The sequence below is a fragment of the Butyricimonas sp. genome, from assembly GCF_019423355.1.
Lineage (GTDB): Bacteria > Bacteroidota > Bacteroidia > Bacteroidales > Marinifilaceae > Butyricimonas > Butyricimonas faecihominis.
In genome coordinates this window covers 55486-82072 of record NZ_JAHZBP010000003.1, presented here as the reverse complement: position 1 = coordinate 82072, position 26587 = coordinate 55486, and the positions used below count along the sequence as shown (strand labels likewise).

Sequence of the window (26587 nt, the reverse complement as noted above, 5' to 3'; positions counted from 1 at the left end):
TTAATCGACTAAACAAAAAAGTTTTTAACGGAATTTAGGAAAAGAAAGCAGGTAACCCTCTGGAAAAGAGATACCTGCTTGAAACAAATGTAATAAATCTCCTCAAACCTCCAACTACACGAATAAAACTCCCGCTCTTACTAACGGATATTGACGTATATCCGTCGTGTTTATATTAATAATTGTCTATCATCAAGATGATTAGGTTCATTCTACTTTATTTCAGGTTCTGCTAAGAAATGCGGTAACAAAAGTCCCGAAATAGCCATTACGATAAAAAATATACAAATTCCCATAACCAATCAATTTTAATCATTCAACCATTTGCTTATAGTATAGAGAATTGTATGCCACCACCAAACAAAAGATATACTCACAAGATAATCAACTATTTATACAATAATCTTGAAAAATAAGTATGTGGAAAAATGTGGAACAAGTGTGGAAAAAATCCCTATAACCTGTTCCCTAACAGACCTCTTACCGCCTCACGAACCGTAGCGATGTCCCAAGTGGATACTCTTTGTTCGAATTTATCTTTAATCTCCGCCAGACAAAGGTTACCCATACTTCCCTCGTGTGTATGATGAATCCCCCGTACCCCATCTCGATAACTCCCCTCTTGAATTTGCATTCCGATTTCCCGGTAAGCCTCCCGAAACGGGATTCCGGCCATTACCCGTTCATTCACATCCTCCACGGAAAAAATATAGGCATAACGAGGATCTCGTAAAACATCCCGTTTCACATCCATCTCCTGCAACACGAGATGAGCCATAAAAAGGGAATCGTTCAACTCTTGAAAAGCGGGTAAAAATAACTCCTTGGTCAATTGCATATCCCGAAAATACCCGGAAGTCAGGTTCGTACAGATCATAGCCATTTGCATGGGGAGCGATTGCAAGTGATTACATTTCGCCCGGATCAACTCGAATATATCCGGGTTCTTCTTGTGCGGCATGATACTGGACCCCGTTGTGTACTTATCCGGCAAACGTACAAAACCGAAATTACTACAAGCGAAAAGACAAACATCGGCAGCCAAACGTCCCAGAGTCGTCGCCACGGCAGCCAGCCCGAATAACACGTTCTTTTCCATCTTTCCCCTCTGCATCTGGGCATAAACCACGTTATAAGCCAAACTTGAAAATCCGAGCAAATCAGTCGTCATTTGCCGATTCAAAGCAATCGACGAGCCATACCCCGCCCCGGAACCAAGAGGATTCGTGTTCACCATATCGTAAGCCGCCTTCAACGCCAACAAATCGTCAGCAAGCGATTCGGCATAAGCACCAAACCACAAGCCGAAAGAAGAAGGCATGGCCACCTGCAAATGCGTGTAACCGGGAATCAACACATCTTTATTCTCCCCTGCCCGTCGTATCAACAAATCAAACAAACGTTCTATATGTTCCAACGTTTCGAATATCGCCTCCCGGGTAAATAACTTCAAATCGAGTAACACTTGATCATTCCGGGAACGTCCCGTGTGAATCTTTTTCCCCGCATCCCCACATTCCCGCACCAGCAATAACTCGATCTGAGAATGCACGTCTTCAATTCCCTCTCCTATCACGAACTCGCCCCTTTCCACCATTTCGTGAATATCAACCAATGCCCGCTGCAAAGATTTATATTCCGCCTCGTTCACCAAGCCCACGGTATGTAACATTTTCAAATGAGCCAAATTCCCGATGACATCGGCCCCCGCCAGCATAACATCCAGCTCCCGGTCTTTCCCTATCGTAAATAATTCCGTAAAACCATCTATATCATATCCTTTATCCCAAAGCTTCATTCCATTTTAAATTTTAAATTCCAGCCACACAAGGCCAACGCCTTCTGATTTTCTACTTTTATCTTTTCAACTAGAGGGTGTGTCAAAAGGTATTTTATCCTCAAGAAACTCCTCCGTCACTTCGTGCCACCTCCTCTATAAACAGAGGAGGAGTTGGTGACTCTTACCGAAAAAAGGGAGTATTTCAACTCTCCCTCTGTTTATAGAGGGAGTACCCCGAAGGGGGGAGGGAGTTTGAAAAATGACTTTTGACACATTCTCTAGTTTTTATCTTTTAGCTTGTTTAGAACTATAATTCAACATATTGAATAATAGATTTAAACCATTTAATCCCCTCCCGTATTTCTTCCAAACGAATATATTCATTTGCCGTGTGCGAGCGAGCGCTATTCCCGGGGCCTATTTTCAGTGAGGGGCATGGAATCACCGCCTGATTCGATGTCGTCGGGGAACCGTAAGGAGATAACCCCAACTCGATGCATCGTTTCACCATCGGGTGAGAAGGCGAAACGGAAGATGAGTTCAGTGAAAAAGAGCGAGGGATCACATCGCATCTCACGTGATCACGGATCGTATCAAATATTTCCTGGTTTGTGTAAAGTTCATTTACCCGTACATCCACCATGAAATGACAAGTTGCAGGAACCATGTTATGCAGGGTTCCCGCCTCGATCCCCGTTACGCTCATTTTCACCGGACCCAACAATTCCGAAATCTTTTCGAACCGATACGTACGAAACCAATGTATATCTTCCATTGCCTCATAAATAGCATTCACTCCTTCCTCCCTTGCGGCGTGTCCCGCTTTTCCCCGGGCGTAACCATCCAACACCATCAACCCCTTCTCCGCTATCGCCGGACACATTCCCGTAGGCTCTCCCACAAGGGCAAAATCAACCCGACCAAGCTCCGGAAACACGCTTTGAATCCCGCCACTCCCCGTGTTCTCCTCTTCCGCGGATGCCAAGAATATCAGATTACATGGCAAACTCCCGGATGCCAATTCAACAAAAACCGCCAGCATTGAGACAAGACTTCCCCCCGTGTCATTACTTCCCAAACCGAACAACTTTCCCTCCTTCACAACCGGCGTAAAAGGGTCACTGTCCCAAATCCCGTTAGGACGCACGGTATCCAAGTGTGCATCGAGTAATAACGTGGGCTTCGCGTCATCGAAATTCTTTGAACGACTCCACACGTTATTACCTTTGCGATGCACGTCGAACCTATATCTTTTCAACACATCGGCAATCAAATCAGCCACCTTGTCTTCTTGCTTACTGAAAGAAGGGATGGATATAATTTGTTTTAAAAGTTCTATTGCTCCACTCGCGTCCATTGTTTTTCCAATATTATCCTAGTTCCCGCATCCGGTTGGCCCAAATCATCCGGATGAATCAACCGAACCGCCTGCACCCCGTTAGAAACAGATTTAAAAGCGTTATCCAACTTGGGGATCATGCCGGAATGAATCATCCCGCTTTGCTTATATTTTTCATACAAAGACGGGGTAAGACAAGGAATCACGGAACCTTCATCCCCGACATCCGTCAACACCCCCTTTTTATCAAAACAATAGATCAACTCCACGTCATAGCACATCCCCAGCGTCTCCGCCACCGCCGCCGCGATCCCGTCCGCATTCGAATTCAACAACACCCCTTTCCCGTCATGCGTGATCGGAGAAATAACAGGCACCACCCCGGCTTGTAACAATAATTCGAGCCCCCCCATACGCACCAGTCGGACATCCCCCACATATCCCCAATCAATACTCTGCCCTTCCCGCCGATCGGCTTTCACCAGATTCAGGTCGCACCCGGAAAGTCCACAAGCATTCACTCCCAAAGCCTGCAAACGAGCAACCAGCGTTTTGTTGATCCACCCGGCATAAACCATCACCGTGACTTCCAGAGTCTCCCGATCGGTCACCCGTCTCCCATCAATCATTTTGCGGGGAATCCCCAATCGTTCCGCGAGCTGCCCGGCAAAAGTCCCGCCACCATGCACGATAACAAAAGGGGAAGTCATCGATGCAAACTTCCGGCACAACCGGTTCAGCAGTCCCGCATCCTCGATCAAAGCACCCCCGATTTTTATGACTTTACATTTCATCTGTTAATTCATTACTTGTTTAAACCGAGCGACAAACTCATCAACTTCCTCCCGGGTAACACACAACGGGGGCAATAAACGCAAAGTGTTCTTCCCGCTATTCCCCGTGATCACGTGTTGATTCGCCAGCAAACGACGACGGAAAATTGAATGAGGAATATCAATATCCACCCCAACCATCAATCCCTTTCCCCGAACTTCAATCACCCCGTTCAAAACTTTTAATCGCTCCATCAGATACCCACCGACACGATCGGCATTTTCCACCAGTTGCTCGTCCTTGATCACATCCAACACGGCAATCCCAGCCGCACAAGCCAAATGATTTCCCCCGAATGTCGTTCCCAACATCCCCTTCTCCGCCTTGATCGACTCGCAAATCAGCACTCCGGCAACCGGGAATCCGTTGCCCATTCCTTTCGCCACAGTGATCACGTCCGGCTCAATCCCCGCGTGCTGATAGGCAAAGAATTTCCCGCTCCGCCCGTAGCCCGACTGGATTTCATCCAAAATCAATAACGTACCTGTCTGATCACAAACCTCACGAGCCGCCCGCAGAAACTCTCCTGTCGGAATCCGGATTCCCCCGACACCTTGAATTCCCTCCACGATGACAGCCGCATATTCCTCCCCGGACAACTCCCGTTTCAAAGCCTCCACGTCATTCAAATCGATAAATGTCACTTGATGTCCCCGGCTCCAAGGTGCCTGTATTGTCGGGTTATCCGTGATGGCAACGGCCCCGCTCGTACGCCCGTGAAAGGCAGCGTGCATGGCCAGTATTTTCGAACGCCCCGTAACAAAAGAAGACAGTTTCAAAGCATTCTCGTTAGCCTCCGCCCCGCTATTACAAAGGAACAAATTATAATCCGTGCAACCGGAAAGCTCCCGTAATTTCCACTCCAACTCCTCCTGCAAATGATTCTTCACGGCATTTGAATAAAACCCGATACGATTCAATTGCCCCGTCACCAACTCCACGTAATGCGGATGCGAATGTCCGATTGAAATAACGGCGTGTCCCCCGTAAAAATCAAGGTATTTATTTCCATCACGGTCCCAGAAATAGGCTTTCTCCGCCTTGACCGGCTCTATATCCAATAAATTATAAACATCAAACATACTCGAATAAATTAAAAATAACTGGCTTTCAAACCCAAACCCATTGTTTCTTCCAATCCGAACATCAGGTTCATATTCTGCACGGCCTGTCCGGATGCCCCCTTTAACAGGTTATCAATCACGGAAGTCACTAACACGTTACGATCCTGCCGTTCAATATGGACAAAACAATAATTCGTGTTCACCACCTGTTTCAAATAAACAGGTTCGTCACTCATCACCGTGAAAGGATGTCCCTCGTAACAAGCAGCATACACAGATCGGATTTCCGACAAATCCCGTTCACTCTCGAAAACCGCATTTACCATGATCCCCCGGGCATGACACCCACGCACCGGAACAAAAGCAATATCCGTCTGTACATCTTCATCCTGCCCGGACAATGTTTCCCGTATTTCAGCCAAATGCTGGTGAGAAAAAGCCTTGTAAACCGAAAGATTCTGCGCCCGATGGCTATAATGCGTCTCTTCCGTCGGTTTCTGTCCCGCACCCGTCGCCCCGGTAATCCCGAAGACCGACACGTGGGCAGGCAGCAAACCACTCTTCGCCAACGGTAGCAACCCCAATTCTATTGCCGTCGCGAAACATCCCGGATTCGCCACGTGCCAAGCTCCTTGTATCCGCTCCCGATTCAGTTCCGGCAAACCGTAAATAAAATCCCCGGCATTCGACTTTAACCGGAAATCATGACTCAAATCAATGATTCGCACAGATGCCGGAACCGGATGCCGTTCTAAAAATTGAGCCGACATCCCGTGTCCCATGCACAGGAAAAGAACATCAATACCCGTCAAATCCAAATCGGAAAACTTCAAATTCGTGTAAATCAAATCCCGATGAACTCGTCCGACAGGTTCTCCCCGGTGCGATTCACTTTGTAAATAACGTAATTCCACTTGCGGGTGAGAAATTAATACGCGGATCAATTCCCCCGCGGTGTAACCGGCAGCCCCGGCAATACCCACTCTGATCATAGTCCCTCCTCGCTCTTCTCGTTCACCGCGTGATACACCCGCAAAGGCATCGACAACATCCGGGTAAAACCTTTCACATCCTCTGCCGTCCAAGCCTTGTTCTCCTCCCCGTAACAAGCAAACGTGGCATCCATCAGATCATGGTCTGACCGCACTCCCAACAATTCGAAACAATAGGGACGCATCCGAACCCGCACGTCACCCGAAACGTATCGTTGTGTATCTTTTAGGAAACTCTCGATATTCCGCATAACAGGTTCCCCGTACATGGCCTCGTGTAAAAACATCCCGTACCAATTGGCCAGTTGTTCCTTCCAATACATCTGCCATTTCGTGAGTGTATGTTTTTCCAGTAATTCATGGGCTTTAATAATCATCAACGGAGCAGCCGCCTCGAAACCGACACGTCCTTTAATCCCCACAATCGTGTCCCCCACGTGGGTGTCACGACCGATTGCCCAAGCAGAGGCCAAAGCCTCCACCCGGCGGATAGCCTCGATTTTATCCGTGTAACATTCACCGTTTACCCGGCACAACTCTCCCCATTCAAACGACAAGATCAACTCCTCTTCACCCTCCTTCTCCAAAGAAAAAGGATAGGCCTCTCCCGGAAGATATTCCCATGAATTCAATGTTTCTTTCCCTCCCACCGAGGTTCCCCAAAGTCCTTTGTTAATGGAATAAGCCATTTTGGACCAATCCCGCTCCACTCCTTTCGATTTCAAATAGGCAATTTCCTCTTCCCGGCTCAGTTTCAAATCACGAGTCGGGGTTATAATTTCCATTTCCGGGGCAAACACGGAAAAACAAAGATCAAAACGAACCTGATCATTCCCGGCCCCCGTACTTCCATGAGCCAAGCCGTCCGCCCCGATCTCCTTCGCGTAACGAACGATAGCCAACGCTTGGAAAGTACGTTCGGAGCTGACCGATACCGGGTAAGTCTTGTTACGCAAAACATTCCCGAAAATCATGTATTTAATACATTTCTCGTAATATTCCCCCGTGACATCCAGCGTCACGTGTTTCTTCGCCCCCAAGGCATACGCCTTTTCCTCGATCCCGGCCAGCTCACCGGGGGTAAATTCCCCGGTATTCGCCAATGCAGTGTAAACCTCAAGCCCCATTTTCTCGCTCAGGTACTTGACACAGTAAGAGGTATCTAATCCCCCGCTATATGCTAAAACTACTTTTTTCATGAATATAAATTACAAGTTACAAATTTGCCGTATGTTTCATGGCAGAGCGAGAAACCGGCAACCCGCAAACCGCCAACGTGGACCCCACAACATGACGCAGATGCTTGAACAAAGGCAATGACCTCCCCTTAGCCGCCTTTTTAGCCGCCGCCTGTTGTCTGGCCACGACCTCCGGATCATAAATCATCCCGGTACAAAGACACTTGGTCATGTTCGTCCGTTGCAATATGTCATAATTCACGCAAGACTTGCATCCGGCCCAAAACTCCTCGTCATCCGTGAGTTTGGCAAAAGTAACAGGCACGTAACCCAATGAAGTATTGATTCGCATCACCTGTTCACCAGTTGTCAAGCCGAAAAGCTTCGCTTGCGGGAATCGCCTTCGCGACAGATGAAAAGCAGCCTCCTTTATTTGTTTTGCTACTCCCAATCCCCGGTACGCCGGTACCACGATTAACCCGGAGTTCGCCACGAATTTCTGGTGACCCCATGATTCAATATAGCAGAAACCCACGAACTCCTCTCGATTCAGAGCGATAATTGCCTTTCCACTTCGGATTTTATCGGCAATATACTCGTTCGTTCTTCTGGCTATACCAGTACCTCTTGCTTTTGCAGCATGATCAATCGCATCGTTTATCGCTGTCACGTATGACAGGTGTTTCTCGGATGCAACTACAACTTCAATCTTCATCTTTTTACCATTTAATCTAAATCATTCAAATTCTTTTTGATTACTCATTGTGCATATTTATTTATTCATCGTGCAAATATATGCAATATATCCTTATATTACACAAAATAATCACATATAATTCTTATTTATTGCATTTTTATTCAAACAGTAGTAATACAAATGTTGCATTACATTATTTACAAATAGGCATATTATATCATCTAAAATAATGACTATATATGCACAAATCCCATAAAATAAGGATTGTTTAACTCATCAAGAGAAAATACATTTGCGATTATTATTAAATACAACAAAACAGATATGAAAAAAATTTTTATTCCTCTCATTACTTCCCTTTTATTTCTATTGTCTTGCTCTAAAAATTCAACCAAGGAAGACATCCCACTTTCATGGGAAAAGAGACTAGACACATTATCTTTAACACAAACTAGTTGGAACGGCCATATCGTCTATCATCAAAATGAGGACAAAAGCTACAATTTAGACATCAACATCGCCTTCTACACGACAAAAGAAGGAGTTTATCACCTCTCCACCCCCGTGCCAGAAGAACTAATGAACACAATATTAACAACTTCCACATTAAAATACCAACATGACAAAAAATTAGTTTCCATAGAAGGTGGTTTCATGGTAGGTAATTGGTGGATTATCGGGTACGAAAAAGAAACTATAACCCTAACAAGAAACATTACATCATCCTCATTATCTGACACATTAACCATTACTAAAACACATTAACCATTATGAAAACACATTTACTATGTATTGTGACCCTTCTTCTTTTTTATACATCATGTGAAAAAAATAATGTAGAGTATGCCTCTCAACTAAAAGAAGACGTCATTATTTTACAAGAAAGAGATAAAAACTTACCTTTAATCCTTTCCAATAAAACAATTCAATCTAGAAGTCATAAAATAAATACAATATCTAAAAATTCTCCACTTGAATTAAAATCATACCTTGGGAAATCATACAAGATTGAAAATGGGTTATGCGGAGATCCAGAAAACATCAAATATCCAATTGTAAAAGTAGATGAGTTTATTCAAAAGAACCCTTCGTACCTATTACATAAACAATTAAGGAAAAGTGAAACAAATTATTTCTCCTACTCATCATTCAATCGTTATCAAGAAAACTCCAATCATACAAAAACAATAAAATCTGGATGGAAAATTAATTTAGGACTGTTTTCTCTTGGCTCTAAAAAAACCATGACAAGTATTTTCACTGCGAGCATCACAGACGAAAACACAAGCATTTTTGGAGAATTAAACATGTATTTAAAAGATGCTTCGTATGAATTACTTACAACAACAAATGCTTTAGACATAATATCATGGGAATTCTTAGATGAATCTTTTTTAGATGAATTATATAACACACCTTTATATGAATTTATGGGATATTTCGGGAATACGGTATTAACAAGTTACAATACAGGGGGAAAAGCTAGTGCTATCTACACTGGAACATGTAAAGATGCAACAAATATATCGGCAAATGAAAAATCCATGAGTAAAAACATTTCTTCATCTTTCAAATATAAAGTCGTTGATGGAAGTCTTGAAATCGATTTTGACAAACCCACCACAGGAGAGGGAAGTTCTCTTGAAAACGAAATATCAAACATAAATATTGCAATTAAAACATGGGGTGGTTTACACGGATTATCCATATTCACGCCACCTGCTTCGATTGATAATGTTAATATAAATTTATCTAACTGGGCAAATTCTCTAGAAAACACATCAGTTCATAACATTATTGAAATTAATGAAGGTGGACTTTTACCTATATCAGCCTTTATCTTAGAAGAAAATTTTAAATATAAAATAAACTCGTATACGGGTAATAACTCTATAACAAAATATAACAAACCAGCAATTGTAATTTGGAAAGTTCGCGGTCCATATTGTGATTATATAGAAATGTTTTTAAGTACCCGGCATGGAGACAGAATATTCTTCACTGACACAAGAGAAATCCCAAATGAAAACGACTGGCGAGCTATTCATTCTAATGAAGAATTTATTGAAAAAGCGAACTACTTAAAAGATTTAAAAAAGGATAATTACAAAATAGACATACTAGCTATTCCCAAACAAACAAGGAATATATCAAACGAAACATACGATGAGGGAAAATTCTTATTCCATGATGTTGATGAAAAGAAAATGAAAAAATTTAAACATCCTAATTATAATATCACGTATCTATTATATGCTGACGAGAAGAAAAAATGTGGATTCGCTATTCATGATGAATATATTTTGGATACTTATGGAATTCGAGACCTATATAATTCATTACCTGACACGATTATAACTCAAAAACAATTACAAGAATACACAATTATCGGATTATAAATCTTCAACACTAAATTGAAGTATTATTATACTCTCTTTCCTTACAAAAAGAGAGTATAATAATATAAATTAATCCATCAACCTTGCAAAAATCTACTTTTTACAAAATCACATACGGAAATCCATTAAAAATTCGTAATATTGTGGCTTACTATCAGACATAAACTTATGTATAGACTATTCTTCTTTTCGATTTTAGCAGGATTCCTATCAAGTTGTGAGGATTCACGCGGAGTAAGCCCTACTCCGGGCCCTTACTCGTATGTCCGGATTAACACGTTCACGAAAGACAAAATGACTGACCAATACTTTTGGGCGGATGAAGTCAAGGACAAAAACATTGATCCAGATAGTAACCCGGCGGAATATTTCGCTACCATGAAATACCCCGAGGACCAATGGTCACGCATCACGAGTTCCAAAGGTTTGGGAGAAATTGCCGATGCCTCCGGGTATGACGAAGGTTTTGGCTACAACCTGACTTTCTGGGAGAAAGAGGGCTACATATTCGCAGATGTCAATTTCGTTCACCCAAATTCTCCAGCAGCAAAAGCAGGACTAAAACGGGGAGACCTGATCACTCACATGAACGGGGAAAGGATCACGACGGAAAATTACACGGACTTATATTACGCCTCCCAGCTTTCTCTCGGTCTATCAAACGACGAAACATCAGAACCGTACGAAACGAAAAAGCTGACCGCCCAAACATACACGATCGATCCGGTACTTGATTACGGGTTGATTCCCTTGGAGAACCAAACAATCGGGTACATGATCTACACGGATTTCGTGTTCCGCGGTAACACGTCGTTGGCACAACTGAACCACGTGTTCCAAACCTTAAAATCAGCCAATATTGACGAATTCATTCTGGATTTACGATATAATCAAGGCGGGTACATTTTTGCAGTGAAACAACTATGTTCACTTCTCGCCCCGGAAGAAGTCGTGGAAAACGAAGAACTGCTTATTCACAAAAGCTGGAATAAAGCATATCAGGAAAAATACGCCGATGATCCTGCCCGCTTGGAAGAACATTTTGACAAGACGGTACCCCTTGACTCCCGTCTAAACTTGAAACGCCTGTGGGTGATCACGAGTAAAGTGACCGCATCAGCCGCCGAAATGTTGATTAGTGCCTTATCCCCATACATGGAAGTAAACGTCGTTGGTGACATTACCATGGGGAAAAATATGGGCGGAATCATCTACACGCCTAACGACAAAGACTTACAGAACTGGAATATCATGTTGATCTCCACGGAATACAGAAACAGTCGGGGAGAATCCGTCAAAGGCGGCATACCCCCCATGTTTCCCATCTTGGAGCAATTTCACCATCAATACCAACTGGGAGATAAAGAAGAACCCTTGCTGGCTGCCACCCTTCAACTCATCACGCAGGATGCGATTGCCACCCCAGTCATGAATAGTCGGAGCAGCAGAAGTCTCGACACGGGAACCCCTCGCCGGATTATCCCAAAATTCGTGCAGGCAAAGTCCAGACTATTACTAGGGATAGAAAACTAATTTACACGGGAGAGTCCTTAAAATTCAGTTTGCATTTGCAGGTAGCTCCCTATCCGCTTTTCACTTTTTACATTCAAAAATGTAGAGGTGAGATGAGAAATTTTTGTCCCATCTAATGTAAAATAATGTTATCAATATATGATCAAATTGTTATTTCAGAGCGAGCCGCTCCCATTCCCCTCCCATTCCGCCCCTATTCCCCTCCTATCAAAATAACAAATAATTACACTTGTATAGTATATATTAACAAGAGGGTAAGCATATAATAACTATTTAATCATATTAAAATAGCATGATTAGAAATAAACTCTACCCCGACACTATTTTTTCGAGGACAAATTATCGCGTATTTCGCAAACATACGGCATTTTCAGACCTATCTTTTTGCCCCACATACTCACTTACCATCTAGTACTAAATCATATTCTTACTATCTTCTTTTTACTAAAGTTCCCCGCCCGGTCACGTTTTGTTTGGTAATCCGCGGATTCCCGTCATAGATTAGAATGCCAGCCGAAGAAATCTCTGCCTCCAACTGCCCGGAAATGGAAACTTCAGCCTTGGCTGCCCCGCTAATCTCGGCATCACAATCCTTCACACGCAGCTCCCAAGCTTTCAGCGTGGCAGCGGAAGACATTTCCAGATCAAACTGCTCCACCTCACCTTTAAGTTCTAGTCTCGCGGCACCGGATGCCTCCACGTCAACTTCACTTCCTTTCACCTCCAACTTCACGCTACCCGCACCGGATGCCACGATTTCCAGTTTATTCACGGTAAAAGGCGAACTTCCTTCCAAACGCCCGGCAGTCGCCACGTTTATATCCGTGATAACAGGCATGGACACGGAAACATTCATTGCCGTATATCCCCGAACAATTACTTCCGGGTCAAGGAAGATATTCAATTGCCCGTTCTTTATCTCCGTTTTTATATAAGGAATAATATTATCATCCGCCTCCACGGTAATCCCTTCCGTTTTTCCTTGTGATATATACAAGGTGATCGACTGCTGAACAAAAACACGGGTAAACGGCTGATCCGCCTGACGATCATGCACTACAAGATACCCCGTTCCCTTGATCTTCTTCACCTCGGCAGAAACAACCCCTACCATCAACATCCCCAATAAAATCAAACCAATCCTTTTCATAATTAACAATTTACGATTTATAATTCATGATTAAAAAGCGTGGACCTCGCGGGTGTAAATCTAAAATCTAAAATTTAAGGTAATTATATACAACTTTCCAGTCCATTAAGGTAATGCTTGTTTTCATTCTCAAACTCCTCCGTCACTTCGTGCCACCTCCTCTATAAACAGAGGAGGAGCTGGTGACTCTTCCCGAAGACAGGGAGTATTTCAACTCTCCCTCTGTTTATAGAGGGAGTACCCCGAAGGGGGGAGGGAGTTGGTTTACTGTAAATTCATATATAAGTTCCAAATTTAAAATCTAAAATTATTCGAGTTTTCCTATCGCCTTCAGGTATTCCGATTCACACAACTTCAAAGCGGCCTTCGCATCCACCCATTCGCTCCAAGCCTGTTGCCATTGGGCCTGAGCCTCCAACAAGTTTGTCAAGTTTTCCATTCCCACCTCATACTGATCCTCGGACACTCTCAGATTTTCCTTTGCCTGCTCCAAGGCGGATTCCGTTAAACGTATCCGGGTTTGGGCATCATTCAGTTTAAAGCGACTTCCAGCTATTTCCAATTGCATCATCTCGCCCAATCGCTCTTTATTCAAGCGACTCATTTCTTCCTCGGCCTTCGCCACCCGAACTTTATTCCGTCCCTCTCCCCAGTTGAAAATAGGTATCGCCACGGACGCCATGGCACTAAAAGAACCGGAATTAGAATCGTCACCATTCAATTTCAAGCCACCGCCATAACCGTAACCCGCGGAAACACCCACTTGAGGCAGGAAATCGGCACGGGTCACGTTTATCTCCTTCCGTTTCATCTCCACCTGTTTCTCCAACATGTTATAATCCGGCCTTTGTTCCAGCCCGTCCGGCAACGCCAGCACACCGGGCGTTATCGTGGCCGATAGTGAATCGGTCAGTACCAACTCGGTATTCAAATCCAGTCCCACTAAACGACAAAGATTCATTTGAGCCAACTGCTTTCCATGTTCCGCTTGTTGTAGCTGTAACAAGGCATCATTATATTTCACCTGAGCTTTCAACACATCATTCAACGGGGCCATCCCTGCCTGCTGGGCATCTTCCAAGTTCTTCACCAACTCGTTCACCACCGACTTGTATTTCCGGGCAACCAACACCAATTCCTGTACCCGGACACATTGCCAGTAAGCCTGTTCCAATTCGACAAGCACTTCCGAACGATTCAACCGAATATTTTCCTCGGCAAGCTCTTCCCCAAATTTAGCCGCCTGATGTGCCGCCCGGATTTTCCCTCCCATAAACAAAGGTTGTTGCAATTGAACCGATGCCATATACACCCCTCTCAAAGAAAGCGTCAGAGGAATATCCGGTAGAAAAGCATATTCATGGAAGACCGGCTTTCCATCCGTCCCCATCACGGGTTTCCCGTCAGCACCGATGACAACATTGGGTTGCAATTTCCCGTCAGCATCAGGCACGTAAGTCGGCAGATAGCCCCCGCTTAATTTGTATTCTTGCTTTTTCTGATGATACAGATAAAAGCCTGACGCAGAAAGTTTCGGCAAATAATTCGCCCCGTATTCTTTCTTGGTCCACACGGCCTTCTCTTTTTGCTTTTCCGCGATAGCCAATTGTTTGCTATATTCAAGAGCCATCTCCCTGCATTCCTTTAAATCCAACTGCCGCTGGGCTCGTAAAGGAGCAAAAGCCAATAACAACCCGATTGATAATATAATAAAACGCATAGTGTAAAAGTTTAGAGTTTAGAAAATTCTGTGATTGCCGATTAAATGATTCAGTGATTTATGGAAATTCTGCCCCATGAGTGGCAATCCATTAATCGGCAATCACTAAATCACAAAATCATTCGGCTTTGATTTTAAAGAACAACGAATAGAACACCGGCAAGATCACCAAAGTAATCACCGTACCGACAAACAACCCGCCCATAATCGTCACGGCCAAGGCCCCAAACATATCGTCATTAATCAAGGGAATCATCCCCAAGATCGTGGTCATCGACGCCAGAAAGACCGGACGCAAACGAGAGGAAGAAGCATCCAGAAGAGCCAGAAAACGATCTTTCCCCGATCGAATCTGTATATCCACTTCATCTACCAGTACCACCCCGTTTTTAATCATCATACCGACCAATCCCAAGGCTCCCACGATCGCCACGAACCCGAATTCCTTACCCGCCAGCAACATTCCCAAAACAACCCCGATAATCGCCAAGGGCAAACAGAGAATAATCATCAGCGGCTTTTTAAAATCCTTGAACAAAGCGATCAGAATAGCCAGCACCAAAACAATTCCCAACGGAACGTTCTTAAACAAATACTGCTTGGATTGCGTGCTTGCCAGATACTCTCCCTGCCATTCCGTGGAATAACCGGGCGGTATATTCAATTCCTCGATCTTGGGCAGCAAACTATTTCGCACGTCATTTGCCGTGTAGCCGGGTGCGTTATTACACTGTGCCGATATAGAGCGTTGCCCGTTATATCGCCTGACCACCGGAACTTCCCACGAGGCGGTGATCCCGTTGGTTGCTTGGTTCAAAGGAATAGAACCCACGACGGCCGTCATCACCTCATCCGTCGAAATCATTCCCATCATCAACTCCTTCACGGTTTCCAGACTCAACATATTCGTCGAAGGCACGAGGCTCCATACCGGAACATTATTCAATCGCCCCGGACGTAACCCGTCTTTACCCATACTTTTAATATAAATCGGCAAATCATGCTCTCCCTCGTAATATGACCCGACAGGCAACCCGTCCGTGGTGGCCAGTAAAGCCAACCCGACATCCTCCCTAGAAAGGTTCGCCACGCGAGCTATCGGCTGATAATAATCCACGTTCAGCACGGGCGTCATCGGCCCCCAGTCATTCGTCACTAACATCGTCGTGGAATCCTCATTCATCAATTCCTCCACCTCCCCGCACAAACGTTTCAACACGGCCGGGTCCGGACCGGAAATCATAAATTGTACCGGATAATCCATATACATCAAATTATATTGTTTCATCCGAACGTATGCCTCCGGGTAATGCTCCGAAAGGTAAACCTGTAATGAATCAATATTCGCCTTTAAGGTTTCGGGAGAAGTGAAATCCACGATTAACTCCCCGTAACTTAAAGCGGGTTCTGCCACCGTTCGCACAAGATTATACCGGGAAGGAGTTCCTCCCAAACTGGTCGTAACGGCCGTAATTTCCGGACGGCTGGTCAAATATTCCTCGATAGAGGCCAGATCCCGTCTCACCGTCTGGGGATTCGTACCGTAAGGCATTTTATACTCTATATACAACTGATTATAGCTCAAATCCGGAAAAAATCCCTGTTGCACGAACCGGAACAGGTAGATGCTGACAACCAGCAACAGGACAATCCCACCAATCACCCATACCCGGTGACGCACGGAAAACTGCAACGTATTCCGGAAAGCCTTGTACACCCGGGTATCGTACATTTTTGTCTCATCTTCCACCTCTCCCGGCTTTACCCTTAAACCCCGGTCCGCCTGTATCGGGACATACGCCAAGGCAAGAATCCAGCTCAACCACAAGGACACGGCCAAAACGATAAACAAGTCCCGGACATACTCTCCCGTGGTATCGGGAGATAAAAATATCGGCAAGAAAGTAAGAATCCCGATCGTGGTCGCTCCCAGCAAAGGCCAAGCCGTCTTCTTCGTGATATTCACCAAAGCCGCCGGCTTGGGAATTCCTTTCTTCAGGTCCACGAGAATCCCATCCGTGATCACGATCGCATTATCCACCAGCATTCCCATCGCCACGATAAACGAGGCCAGCGAAACCCGTTGTAATGTCCCGTGCATCATGTACAGCACGAGTAACGATCCCAACACGACGATCACGAGACCAGCCCCGATGATATACCCGCTCCGGAATCCCATGAAAAGCATGACCACCAAAATCACAATAACCACCGATTCGATTAGGTTCACCATGAAGACGTTAATGGCACTTTTCACCCGTGTCGGTTGAAAGAATACCTTTTGAAAATCAATCCCCGCCGGAATAATATCTTCTTTCAACTCGGCCAGTTTGGCATCCACCTTTTTCCCCAATTGAAGAATATTCCCTCCTTCCTCCATGGCAATCGAAATCGCTATTGCCGGCAAAGTATCATATAACAAACCTTCCCGTTCCGGTTTCACGTACCCCTTCGTGACACGAGCCACATCCGACAAGCGGATCTGATCCTGTTCGTGCCCCTTAATCAAGAGATTACGAATATCGTCGATCTCCTTGTAAGCCCCGTTCACGTTCACCCGCACCCGTTTCTCCCCGCTATCGAAATAACCGGAGTAAACCGTTTTATTCTGCCCGTTCAAGGTCATGATTATTTCTGCCGGATGCACGCCCATATTGGCCATCTTATCTTCCAGGAACTCCACGTTTATACAGGACTGACGTTCTCCATACACGTCCACACTGCTCACCCCGTCAATATCCAACACGGAACGACGAACCAGTTCCGCGTAATCCGACATTTCCTGATAGTCAAAACCATCGGACGTCATGGCATAAAACATCCCGTACACGTCCCCGAAGTCATCCATCACGATGGAAGGTTGGACCCCATCCGGTAGCTGAGCTTGCGTTCCCATGACTTTCCGGCGTAAAATATCCCACTTCTGCTGCAACTCCGCCAAAGGAACCGTACTACTCAATTCTACCATAATCTCCGACACGTCATCCATCGAACGAGAGGAAACATGATCCAAGTCCCCCATCGAACGAATCGCCTTCTCCAATACATCCGTCACTTCCAACTCCACCTGATAGGCAGAAGCTCCCGGATAGGCCGTCACCACCATAGCCTGCTTCACGGTTATCGCCGGATCCTCCAACTTACTCATCGTGAAAAACGAGTATATTCCCCCAACAACCAAAACGAAAACAAAGAAGTAGACAAAAGCTCTATTCTTTAAAGCATATTCCGTAAAATTCATTGTATTTTGTTGCTTTGCAACGTTGCAAGTTGACCGGTTGCAAGTTGCAGGTTAATTTAGTTTTCAATATCTATAATAACTTGCCGACATTAGAAGAGGACACGGGAGGTAGTAAACGGACTTTTTGTCCTTCCTTCAAACCGTTCACCCCGGCAGAAACAATCCTTGTACCCGAGGCCAGATCCGATTCCACGATGACTTGCCCGTCTTTATCCAGTTCGACAACTTTCACGGGATTCATCCTCACGGTTGTTTGGGTTGTATCATACACCCACACGTATGATTGGTCCTCTTTTTGAAATAAAGAAGAGATTGGGATAATAGATAGCCCCTCCTGCCCCGGCTCGAAACGAATGGTCACGCTGACACTCATGCCTGCCGCCAGATTCAATTTCTCATCCGGCTTCATCCGGAAGCGCACCCGGAAAAGTTGATTATAATTTGCTTGTTGTGTTATATCCAGTAATTCCAAGGGAATTTTTACACCCGGAAAGACATCCGCCTCGCAATAGAACTCCTTAAAGCTCTCCCGACGAATAAAATCACTGGACGGAATATCAATATTTACCTCGTAGTAATCATTATTAATCATCGACAACACGGGAGTCCCGGTATTCACAATCTCGTGAGCGTCAAAAAACTTCTTCTGGACATACCCGTCGAAAGGAGCCTTCAACTTCGTATCGTTCAACGCATTCAGATTCGCGTGATACAAAGAGGCAATCCGCTGCTTTGCCGCCACGGCCTTGTCGTAATCATTCACGGGAACACTTTTCCGGTGATACAACTCGATCACCCGATCCGATTCCTCCGTCACCTGCGTGTACTCCGCTTTAGTCGCCTCGTACTGCAATCTGTAATCCCTTGGATCAATCTCCGCCAACACTTCCCCTTTCTTCACGAACTCCCCCACTTCAGCGTTGAAACGTAGAATAGGTCCCGCTACCCGGAACGCCAACTGCACATCTGAAGCCGCCTTGATCTTCCCGGGATAGGTCGTACTACACTCCCCATCATACTTCTGCACCTCTGCCGTCTTCACCAGTTGCGAAATCTCCAAGCCCGGAGTAGCCCTCCGACAAGACATCGCAACAAGTAAAACTCCCGAAACAGAAGCCCACTTCAATACCGAAAACACTGTCTTATTCATATATATAAACTTTTAAATCGAGTATATATACTCAAAAGGCCGTGTTAAAGTTTCTATAAAATCATTTATCCCCCCTATAGACCCACTTGATCGCATCACCGAGAAGCACCTGATCCTCGTCCCCCTGATCCGTCAGCACGATTTTACATTCCCCGACAGGCAACTGGAATAGCCCCAGAGAAACCCATCCCACATGCTCTTTAATATCAACAGAAACCTCCTGCTTTTCCCCACCGACATCCACAATATAATATTGCTTTACCTCTTCCGGTTCTGATTCTGTAACAGAAAAAGCCGAAACAGTAAAGATTCCACTTCCCCGGCCACCTTCCTCCTGCTCTTCCATCCGATGGGCAAAAACCTTCGGGGGAATATACGCCAGAATCTCGTACTCGCCCTCACGTTCAACCCGGGCAGTCCATTCCATCTTCGCTTTACTCCCCTGTAACATGAAAGCATGAGTAAGCTTATTCAACCCGTATGCCTCGGAACTAATCATGTGCCTCGGAACAACTTCAACCCCTTCCCTTATCATGAGATTTGACCCCATCTCATACCTCGACTCACTCAAAGGAGAAATCAGATTTCGTAGCCGTTTCCGAGAAGAAGGCGAGATCAATTTAAAATTCTCATCCTCGTTATCCACGATAATCTCCCCGGGGGCCGGCATGAAATAAGAACGATCCAGATCTTTCACGTACTCGGTCGTGTCCGTCGTTTTTGAAATATTCGTCAGTCCCTGAATGAAAAACTTTGTTGGAAGATTACTTGAAATATTTGTATTAAATGTTGATGTCATACCTTTCAGTACCACGGCAATCTGCATGCCGGTGCCTGCCTTAACCAAAAAATTCCGGGTAACCACTTTCTCCCTCTCTCGACCCTGCCGACGAGAATTCATCCCCGAAAATGTCACGTCCCGAGCCTCGAAAGAAACAACTCCATCAACATCACTATCATTAAAGACATTCACCGACACTCGAGAACGTCTGTTTGCTTGATCAGGAATCGTAAAACCTCCCGAGAAAGCGAAACCAGAAAGACTACCTTCTCCATCCTCCTGAGATGTAACATTTTCCACTTTAAAATCTCTTACAAAGAAAACGGGTATCTTACGATTCTCGTACCACGCGGGCAAAACGTCCATCCAATCAACCCCAAACTTTTCAACAAACTCCCGGTTCATCTCATCAAATTCAACTTGCCGGAATCGATTCTCCCGAATAAACGTCGCTAAAAACGCTGTAATCTGCTCCATGGGAATATTCCTCACACTTAACAAACGCAATAGTTCCAAAGTTCTCTCATGCAACAGAGTCGCCACCTCGTAAGGATTATCCAACCGATCACGGAAAAGATCACCCACACTACGTCCGACAAATCGTTCCTCTTGATCCAACTCAGAATAAGAGATAAAAAACGTGTTCGATTTCTTTAACGCATCTGTTAGTATGGAATTAATTGCCGGATATTCGGCAGAATGTAATGCCATAGTCTGTTCATAAAACATGGGACTAATCGTGTACAAATTACCTACACTAGTACTGGCAACCCCGCTACGCCACAAGAGAGAAGGCGAAACAACCGAATATAATAACAATCTTGCTTGGTTTACATTATAACGATATTCATTCAAAAACATTGAAGATAACGATCTAGTCAGATCACTACTGAGCATATCCTCCGTAGAACTATAAAAAGACGACATCTCGGGCATCATTCGCTTTCTAAAAGCGACCTCCGCCTTATAATCATTCCACATCCCGATCCCCCGTTCCGGCAGAAATAATATACCGGGCTGGGCCATTTCACTTCCCCCTTTATTAGGACGGGCAAAGCCGGAAAAAGAGACAGGAGTCTCCACCAAAGTCAATTGAGAATAAGGATACGTGATCCCCATCTGTTCCTCCACGTTATAACGGGCATCACGAATGATGGCTGGAATGGAATCACGAATTTCCTCGAATCCCCGCAAAAGCTTACCATGTCCCGCGAAAAGATAAAGTTCATATAATGTAGAATCAACTACAAGATCATACTTTTCAAAATTCCCGATACAAAGTCCCATCCCCGGCAAAGGAATATCTCCCGTAAAACAGACACGTCCTTCTTTCGTCTCCCGTTTTCCGGGAGCAATAACCGTTCGCCCATCTGTTGATGCCACCTGTAAGGAGTAGGAAGTAAAATCGGGCAAAGCATCATACGGGGATGCCGGATTCACCGACGGTCGGGCTACCGGATACCAAAGACATTCCGGGGTAAGCACCGTGAAATCATCCCCGACAAAAGCAAATCGCTTTCCCGCGGTAGAACTATGCCCGGGAATGGACTGCAATTGAAATAATTTATCAAAATCCACATCCAAATAACACACCCGCTCATCAATCCCGCCACAATACTCCACGGTTAATTCCACCTCCTCACTGGGTAACAATTTCCGGGCAATCCGAATCACTTGATTCTCCCGTTCAAACGCCACGCCAGTCTCACCTTCTTTTATCGCGGACACCACCAAGGCCGGGTTCAGGTAAAGAATAATCTCCGATAATTCCTGATCCCCCTGATTTTTGACAAGAAGGGTACTCTTCCCGGACAGCACATTTCCCTTTTGCTCCACCTCCAAGGTATTCGAAACCACGTTCCCTTTCGGGAATTTTTGATATTTATTATAAGTTTCGGCATAAAGTTCCCGAATATTCTTCACGTTCTCCCGTGCCATGTAGACAACTCCCCCGAATAGACCCCCCAACACCAAACAACCGACCGCCACGATCATCACCCGCTTCCGGTTCACCGGACGATTCGGCAAACGCTGAAACATCAACACGGCCAATCCAGCAAACCCCATCCCCACAAATAACCAGCAAACCCGCTGCATGAGATAAAGGGCCATTCCCGGATGTCCCGTCACTTCAGAAAAAGCATTCGGTAAAGACAACCCGAAGGGATCAAAAAGCCCTTCCCGCACCTTTCCCAACTGAAACAGAAACACCCCGAATACCACCAAAAGAATCAAAATACTAAGTCCCCGGTGACGAACCCATGCATGAATGAAGAAAGAGAAACCCAAGGCAAATACCAAAGCCGGAAAAATCATCGTGAGCCAGTAAAAAGGATAAAGCCAGAAATTAAAAGGAGACTCACTCGCAAAAATATGCAACAACATCCCGATAACAAGAGAAATCCCCGCCATCGTCATAAAAGTCTTCGTGAATCCCAACATCATCCCCACCACGTAATCCGCATTACTCTCCGGACGATAGTAAACTGTGTCCATCGAATCCATCTTCCTCTCTTTCCCAAGAAAAGATCCGGCCAAAAAAATCAAGGGTACAATTTGTAAGACCGTAAATAGATAAGCATTTTCATGAGGCAGATAAGACGACAACGTCACCAATCCACTATTTACCCCATAAAAAATATTGGTCTGCGCCAAGACCTGATAAAGTATAACAATCAGAAAAAGTAATAACAAAAACAGTCGGAACATCCAACTTCTCAACAACAATCTCGAATTATAACAAGCAACGGTTTTTAAGTTATGAATGTCCATAGCACTGTATATTAAGTTATCAATAAAACGCCACACATGAATATACAATGATACGAATAATAAGAAAGAAATACAAACGATGCCGAAAAAACAAAGAATAAATATAAAAAGAGGGGTGTGTCAAAAGTTTTTTGACACACCCCTCTATACAACACAAACACAAACTATTGCATCGGTAATGCAAATCGAGCATATCCTTTACCAGCGGCAATGACAACAGGTTGTTTATTCGGCACCAATGTAGGTGAAAGGCCGTCTCCTTCCAAGGGACAACGATACAATTTCCAACCGGTAGCACTATTCGTTAATACGATCAAATTCGAAAAATCGCTTTCCTCTTCATCGCTCTCTTCATTCTTCTTTAGTAATTCCGTTTGCTGTATAAAAGCAATCGTTTCCCCTGCCGGGAACTCATAAAAGAGTGCTTCCAAAGATTCCAAATCCGATGCATTTTTCTGATAATAAGACAATACATTACCTTTCGCAAAATAAATCGAATTATTCTGATGCGCACCATATACATCTGCATGGCAAAGTCCCCGCTCTGAAGAAATCTCATCAAAATCCACTAAAGGATACGATTGCCCACTAAAAGCAATATCTGCAAGATAAAATTTCTCCGGATCATTAATTCCCCGCATTAATGCCCAACCTTTGGTAACAGAACTAGCCCAAGTACGTTGCAACATACAAATTAAGTCCTTATCCATGTTAGAAGTCGATACACCAACTTTACCACCATCTTCCGGCAAGAATTCCTGTACTTTATCGCTTTCCGAACTTGATCCTCCCATTACGAAACTCTTAGTCTCCCGACTAAAAAGCATCGCATAAGTATATGCATAAGCATGAAAGAGCATATCGGATGCCAATTCTCCAGGCCCTGTCTTACCAACACCAAATTTTCCTACATTATTAGACATTCCATAAAGCGAATGTAAACGCCCCGCATTTATTAAAACGATATCCCCACCAGAGGCATCCATATTCTGAGGAGCTGCAACTGAAGGAACATTATAAAATTCCTCGTCAAAATTTTTGAGTACAGACAAATTTCCCGGATTTAACGTTTTCATATCTTGTGTTGTCAAAATATGCAGAGCTTGCAAACTTTCCAGAATAGTAACAGTCCCATCCTCTGCCACCTCTTCATCCGTGTATCTACCATTCATATATACTAATTTCACAGCCTCACCCTTCATTCTTTCTCCTAATCTTTCTGTCAAAAGATTCTCCCGTACCGTACCATCTTCTAGAATAAAATCCATATCTGTCATTCCATTCTCATCCTCTAGAATAAACCATCCTTTACTATACTCCGAAGTAACACGCATGAGAATTTTCTTTTGGATGGCAAGTCCCGTTTTTTTCTCTTTCGCCTCAAAAACCAGTTGATATTGATTTCCCGCAGGATATTCCATGATAAAAGACAAGTCTTTAGTTTTCGCTAATGTATCTCTTTGAGGGATGAATCCGGAAGCATACAATTGATAAGTGTACCATGTAAACTGAAAATCATCCTCATTTTCAATTCCCGTAATTTTCGGTGTCAGCTCAACTTCCGAGAATAACATAAAAGAAGTATCCTTCGGCAACCCGTCAATTTCAAGCGGCAACACGCTATCCGGATCCTGATAAGAATAATTTCCCTTATCATCATAACATGAAATAGTGATCATCAAAATCAATACTCCCAATATCCATAGTTTATTTCTCATTCTCATAACATCAAACTTTATTTATCCAAAAATTTCACTAAAGTGCCATCAGCCTCCCTCAATGGACGGTCCTCATTTCGCTCATCAGCATTATATTCCGCTAAAGCCTCGGCTGCCCGTCCTCGTAAATAAGTCTCGTAAGCATAATCCCCGATGCGATTCTCGAAATCAGTGAATCCGACATACCGCATAATAAACCACATCTTCTTTGCCCCCCAATCACCAAATATGTATGAAAAAACACTATTCCACAATCTCGGTTTCGCCGGTTTGGCTGTCATCTCCACCATGAAATGCGACAACGTATCCATTCCCACGCTAAAATACTCGTTTGGCTGAATTTCAATCTCTAAACGGACACTATCTTTCTCTAAGGAAGGATCCCGATAGAAAATCACGGGTAGCATTCTTTTCACTTGCCCGGCAGCTATCGACACTTGCCCCTCCACTCGTTCATCATCAAAACCAATATAATGCTTTCCTGCAACAGCGGCAAAAGGCTCCCCGACATTCGTTTGCACGATCTTCATCGGACGTTCATAATCTGTTGGAAATCCCATAGTTCGGATATCTATCCAAACGGTATCCCACATTTGCGTATCCGGTAACACGAAAAAGGACCGTTTCACACTATCAGCCTGCGAATAAGAAGTTCTGGCCACGTTATCATACACGATTCCCTTGTAAAAATAAATCCTCGGATCATCCTCGTAACGTATCACATCCTTTTCATCACAACTCCCAAAAAACAGACCTATAGCCACGATCAACAATATAAATAACCTATATCTTTTCATCACATTCATCTTTTCAATTCAACAAATAATTTAATCAAACATTGTCTGGCTCTGCGGAATCGGAATCAAATAACCATTTTGCGGTACGGTAAACGATGAAGGCCAAGTAAATTTCTCATAATTCCAACGCTTGTACCAGAACCACATCTGTCCTTCTCCCCAGAATTCCTTCCTATACTCCTTCTCCAAACGGGCTTTCAACTTCTCAGGATCTGCCACATCATCTACCCATGAAAGAGTCACGTTACGAGCAATCAAATACTGATAAAAATAAGGCTTTGCCACCTCTTGACTGGCGCTCTCCGTCAGGATTAAGTACATCTCGGCTAACCGCAATACGGGAATCGTATTAGGTGACTCGAAATCACTTCCATCCGTGTACTTCAAAAAATAGTTAACCGTAATCCACCAGTAATCCGGGCTCTGTTTGCTCTGCCAATAACGGTTGGTAGCATTACGAATATCTCCCGTAATATTTTCATAAGCCGTTTGTATATAATTAGTTGATTGAGTTAACAAAGGATCTGATCCACTAAAATAAGGTTCTATGATACTCTGGTGATTCTGACTATGTACTCCAAAGAGATGCTCTTTCAACATCACCAACCCTCCTGAAGAAGAATAATCATTCTCGGTAGCTAACGTGAATTTCTTGCTATCAATTACCTCCTGAGCATATTGGGCAGCTTTCGGAGCGTTTCCAATCCACCGATAGTAACGAGCTTTCGCTGCTTTCACCGCATAATAATTAAATCGATAACCTCTGTTTTTCTGCCATTCGTCTGTCGGATCTTCTTCTGCCATAATCGGATCTTCCTTCAGATATTGTTCTGCCTCATCCAAATCCCTGATAATCTTAGCGATCACCTCGTTATACGTCAATGTCAACAATTTATTCGGATCCTTGGTCAACTCTTCCACGTAAGGGATAGCCGACAAATTGGCTGCCGCCTCGCCCGGAATAGGACCAAACATACGTAGCAATTCCAAATGCAAGAAACCACGTAATCCTAAAGCTTCCCCTTTAATCAATTCATAATTACCATTTTGAAAAAGCCCCTGATCATCATCCAACGTCTTCAAAATCTCATTCAAATGCGCGATACAAGTATAATACCCTTTCCAAATTTTCTCAATTAACGCTTCCACATCCTTCTGTTTATAATCCCATCTTCCCAAATAATAGTCAACCAGCGATCTGCTACTCGAAGGAATCGTCCACGTACGAGCCAACATCTCCGGAAAATAGAAACTTGTATTACATCCATACAACGGAGCTAAAGACAATTGGATATAAACACCGGTTAAGGCGCTCTTATACCCATCCTCACTACTCAGCAACTCATCCTCTTTCATTTCCGTGCGAGGATTCACATCCAACCAGTTATTGCATCCCATAAGGGCGAACAAAAACACGCTCAAAATTATATTTCTCATGGTTA

General features: G+C 44.2%; 18 protein-coding genes. 3 read left to right on the top strand and 15 right to left on the bottom strand.

Features of this window, described 5'->3' with window-relative positions; translation table 11 throughout:
* Nucleotides 1-454 precede the first annotated feature (454 nt).
* The 7 genes from argH to QVC79_RS05335 form a co-directional block, all read right to left on the bottom strand.
* Complete coding sequence (gene argH / locus QVC79_RS05365; protein WP_270594401.1) at nucleotides 455-1798, bottom strand: argininosuccinate lyase; 1344 nt, start codon at nucleotides 1796-1798, stop codon at nucleotides 455-457.
* A gap of 289 nt (nucleotides 1799-2087) precedes the next feature.
* Nucleotides 2088-3137, bottom strand: a complete 1050-nt coding sequence (locus tag QVC79_RS05360; protein WP_124317599.1) for a M20 family metallo-hydrolase — start codon at nucleotides 3135-3137, stop codon at nucleotides 2088-2090.
* Complete coding sequence (gene argB / locus QVC79_RS05355; RefSeq protein ID WP_124317600.1) at nucleotides 3116-3913, bottom strand: acetylglutamate kinase; 798 nt, start codon at nucleotides 3911-3913, stop codon at nucleotides 3116-3118. Before argB ends, QVC79_RS05360 begins: the two co-directional genes overlap by 22 nt.
* Before the next feature lie 3 nt (nucleotides 3914-3916).
* Nucleotides 3917-5035, bottom strand: a complete 1119-nt coding sequence (locus tag QVC79_RS05350; RefSeq protein WP_124317601.1) for an aspartate aminotransferase family protein — start codon at nucleotides 5033-5035, stop codon at nucleotides 3917-3919.
* A gap of 11 nt (nucleotides 5036-5046) precedes the next feature.
* On the bottom strand, nucleotides 5047-6009 hold the full coding sequence (gene argC, locus QVC79_RS05345; protein WP_124317602.1) for an N-acetyl-gamma-glutamyl-phosphate reductase: 963 nt from the start codon (nucleotides 6007-6009) through the stop codon (nucleotides 5047-5049).
* A complete protein-coding gene (locus tag QVC79_RS05340; RefSeq protein WP_270594403.1) occupies nucleotides 6006-7208 on the bottom strand; it encodes an argininosuccinate synthase in 1203 nt (400 codons plus the stop codon). Before QVC79_RS05340 ends, argC begins: the two co-directional genes overlap by 4 nt.
* Nucleotides 7209-7224: 16 nt before the next feature.
* The gene (locus QVC79_RS05335) at nucleotides 7225-7902 is read right to left on the bottom strand and encodes a GNAT family N-acetyltransferase (RefSeq protein WP_317193312.1); all 678 of its coding nucleotides are present in this window, start codon (nucleotides 7900-7902) and stop codon (nucleotides 7225-7227) included.
* Between the two features lie 306 nt (nucleotides 7903-8208).
* Here QVC79_RS05335 and QVC79_RS05330 point away from each other — a divergent pair, with 306 nt between their 5' ends.
* The 3 genes from QVC79_RS05330 to QVC79_RS05320 all read left to right on the top strand — a co-directional run bounded on the left by QVC79_RS05330 (nucleotide 8209) and on the right by QVC79_RS05320 (nucleotide 11816).
* Nucleotides 8209-8649 (top strand): hypothetical protein, encoded by a 441-nt coding sequence (locus tag QVC79_RS05330; RefSeq protein WP_270594404.1) that lies wholly within the window; start codon nucleotides 8209-8211, stop codon nucleotides 8647-8649.
* A gap of 5 nt (nucleotides 8650-8654) precedes the next feature.
* Nucleotides 8655-10283, top strand: coding sequence for a BSAP5a family pore-forming toxin (locus tag QVC79_RS05325; RefSeq protein ID WP_270594405.1), 1629 nt, complete (start codon nucleotides 8655-8657; stop codon nucleotides 10281-10283).
* Nucleotides 10284-10451: 168 nt separating this feature from the next.
* Nucleotides 10452-11816 carry a S41 family peptidase gene (locus QVC79_RS05320; protein WP_270594407.1) on the top strand — a complete coding sequence of 455 codons (1365 nt, stop codon included), beginning with the start codon at nucleotides 10452-10454 and terminating at the stop codon, nucleotides 11814-11816.
* Between the two features lie 430 nt (nucleotides 11817-12246).
* Here QVC79_RS05320 and QVC79_RS05315 read toward each other — a convergent pair whose 3' ends face one another.
* The 8 genes from QVC79_RS05315 to QVC79_RS05280 form a co-directional block, all read right to left on the bottom strand.
* Complete coding sequence (locus QVC79_RS05315; RefSeq protein ID WP_270594408.1) at nucleotides 12247-12966, bottom strand: head GIN domain-containing protein; 720 nt, start codon at nucleotides 12964-12966, stop codon at nucleotides 12247-12249.
* A 307-nt stretch (nucleotides 12967-13273) separates the two neighbouring features.
* Nucleotides 13274-14686 (bottom strand): TolC family protein, encoded by a 1413-nt coding sequence (locus tag QVC79_RS05310; protein WP_270594409.1) that lies wholly within the window; start codon nucleotides 14684-14686, stop codon nucleotides 13274-13276.
* Nucleotides 14687-14804: 118 nt separating this feature from the next.
* Nucleotides 14805-17927, bottom strand: a complete 3123-nt coding sequence (locus tag QVC79_RS05305; RefSeq protein ID WP_270594412.1) for an efflux RND transporter permease subunit — start codon at nucleotides 17925-17927, stop codon at nucleotides 14805-14807.
* A gap of 70 nt (nucleotides 17928-17997) precedes the next feature.
* A complete protein-coding gene (locus tag QVC79_RS05300; RefSeq protein WP_270594414.1) occupies nucleotides 17998-19077 on the bottom strand; it encodes an efflux RND transporter periplasmic adaptor subunit in 1080 nt (359 codons plus the stop codon).
* A 61-nt stretch (nucleotides 19078-19138) separates the two neighbouring features.
* Nucleotides 19139-22630, bottom strand: a complete 3492-nt coding sequence (locus tag QVC79_RS05295; RefSeq protein ID WP_270594415.1) for an ABC transporter permease/M1 family aminopeptidase — start codon at nucleotides 22628-22630, stop codon at nucleotides 19139-19141.
* A 164-nt stretch (nucleotides 22631-22794) separates the two neighbouring features.
* Complete coding sequence (locus tag QVC79_RS05290; protein ID WP_270594416.1) at nucleotides 22795-24354, bottom strand: PKD-like family lipoprotein; 1560 nt, start codon at nucleotides 24352-24354, stop codon at nucleotides 22795-22797.
* Nucleotides 24355-24365: 11 nt separating this feature from the next.
* Nucleotides 24366-25145 (bottom strand): DUF4843 domain-containing protein, encoded by a 780-nt coding sequence (locus QVC79_RS05285; RefSeq protein WP_270594417.1) that lies wholly within the window; start codon nucleotides 25143-25145, stop codon nucleotides 24366-24368.
* A 30-nt stretch (nucleotides 25146-25175) separates the two neighbouring features.
* Complete coding sequence (locus QVC79_RS05280; protein ID WP_270594418.1) at nucleotides 25176-26582, bottom strand: RagB/SusD family nutrient uptake outer membrane protein; 1407 nt, start codon at nucleotides 26580-26582, stop codon at nucleotides 25176-25178.
* Nucleotides 26583-26587: the final 5 nt, after the last annotated feature.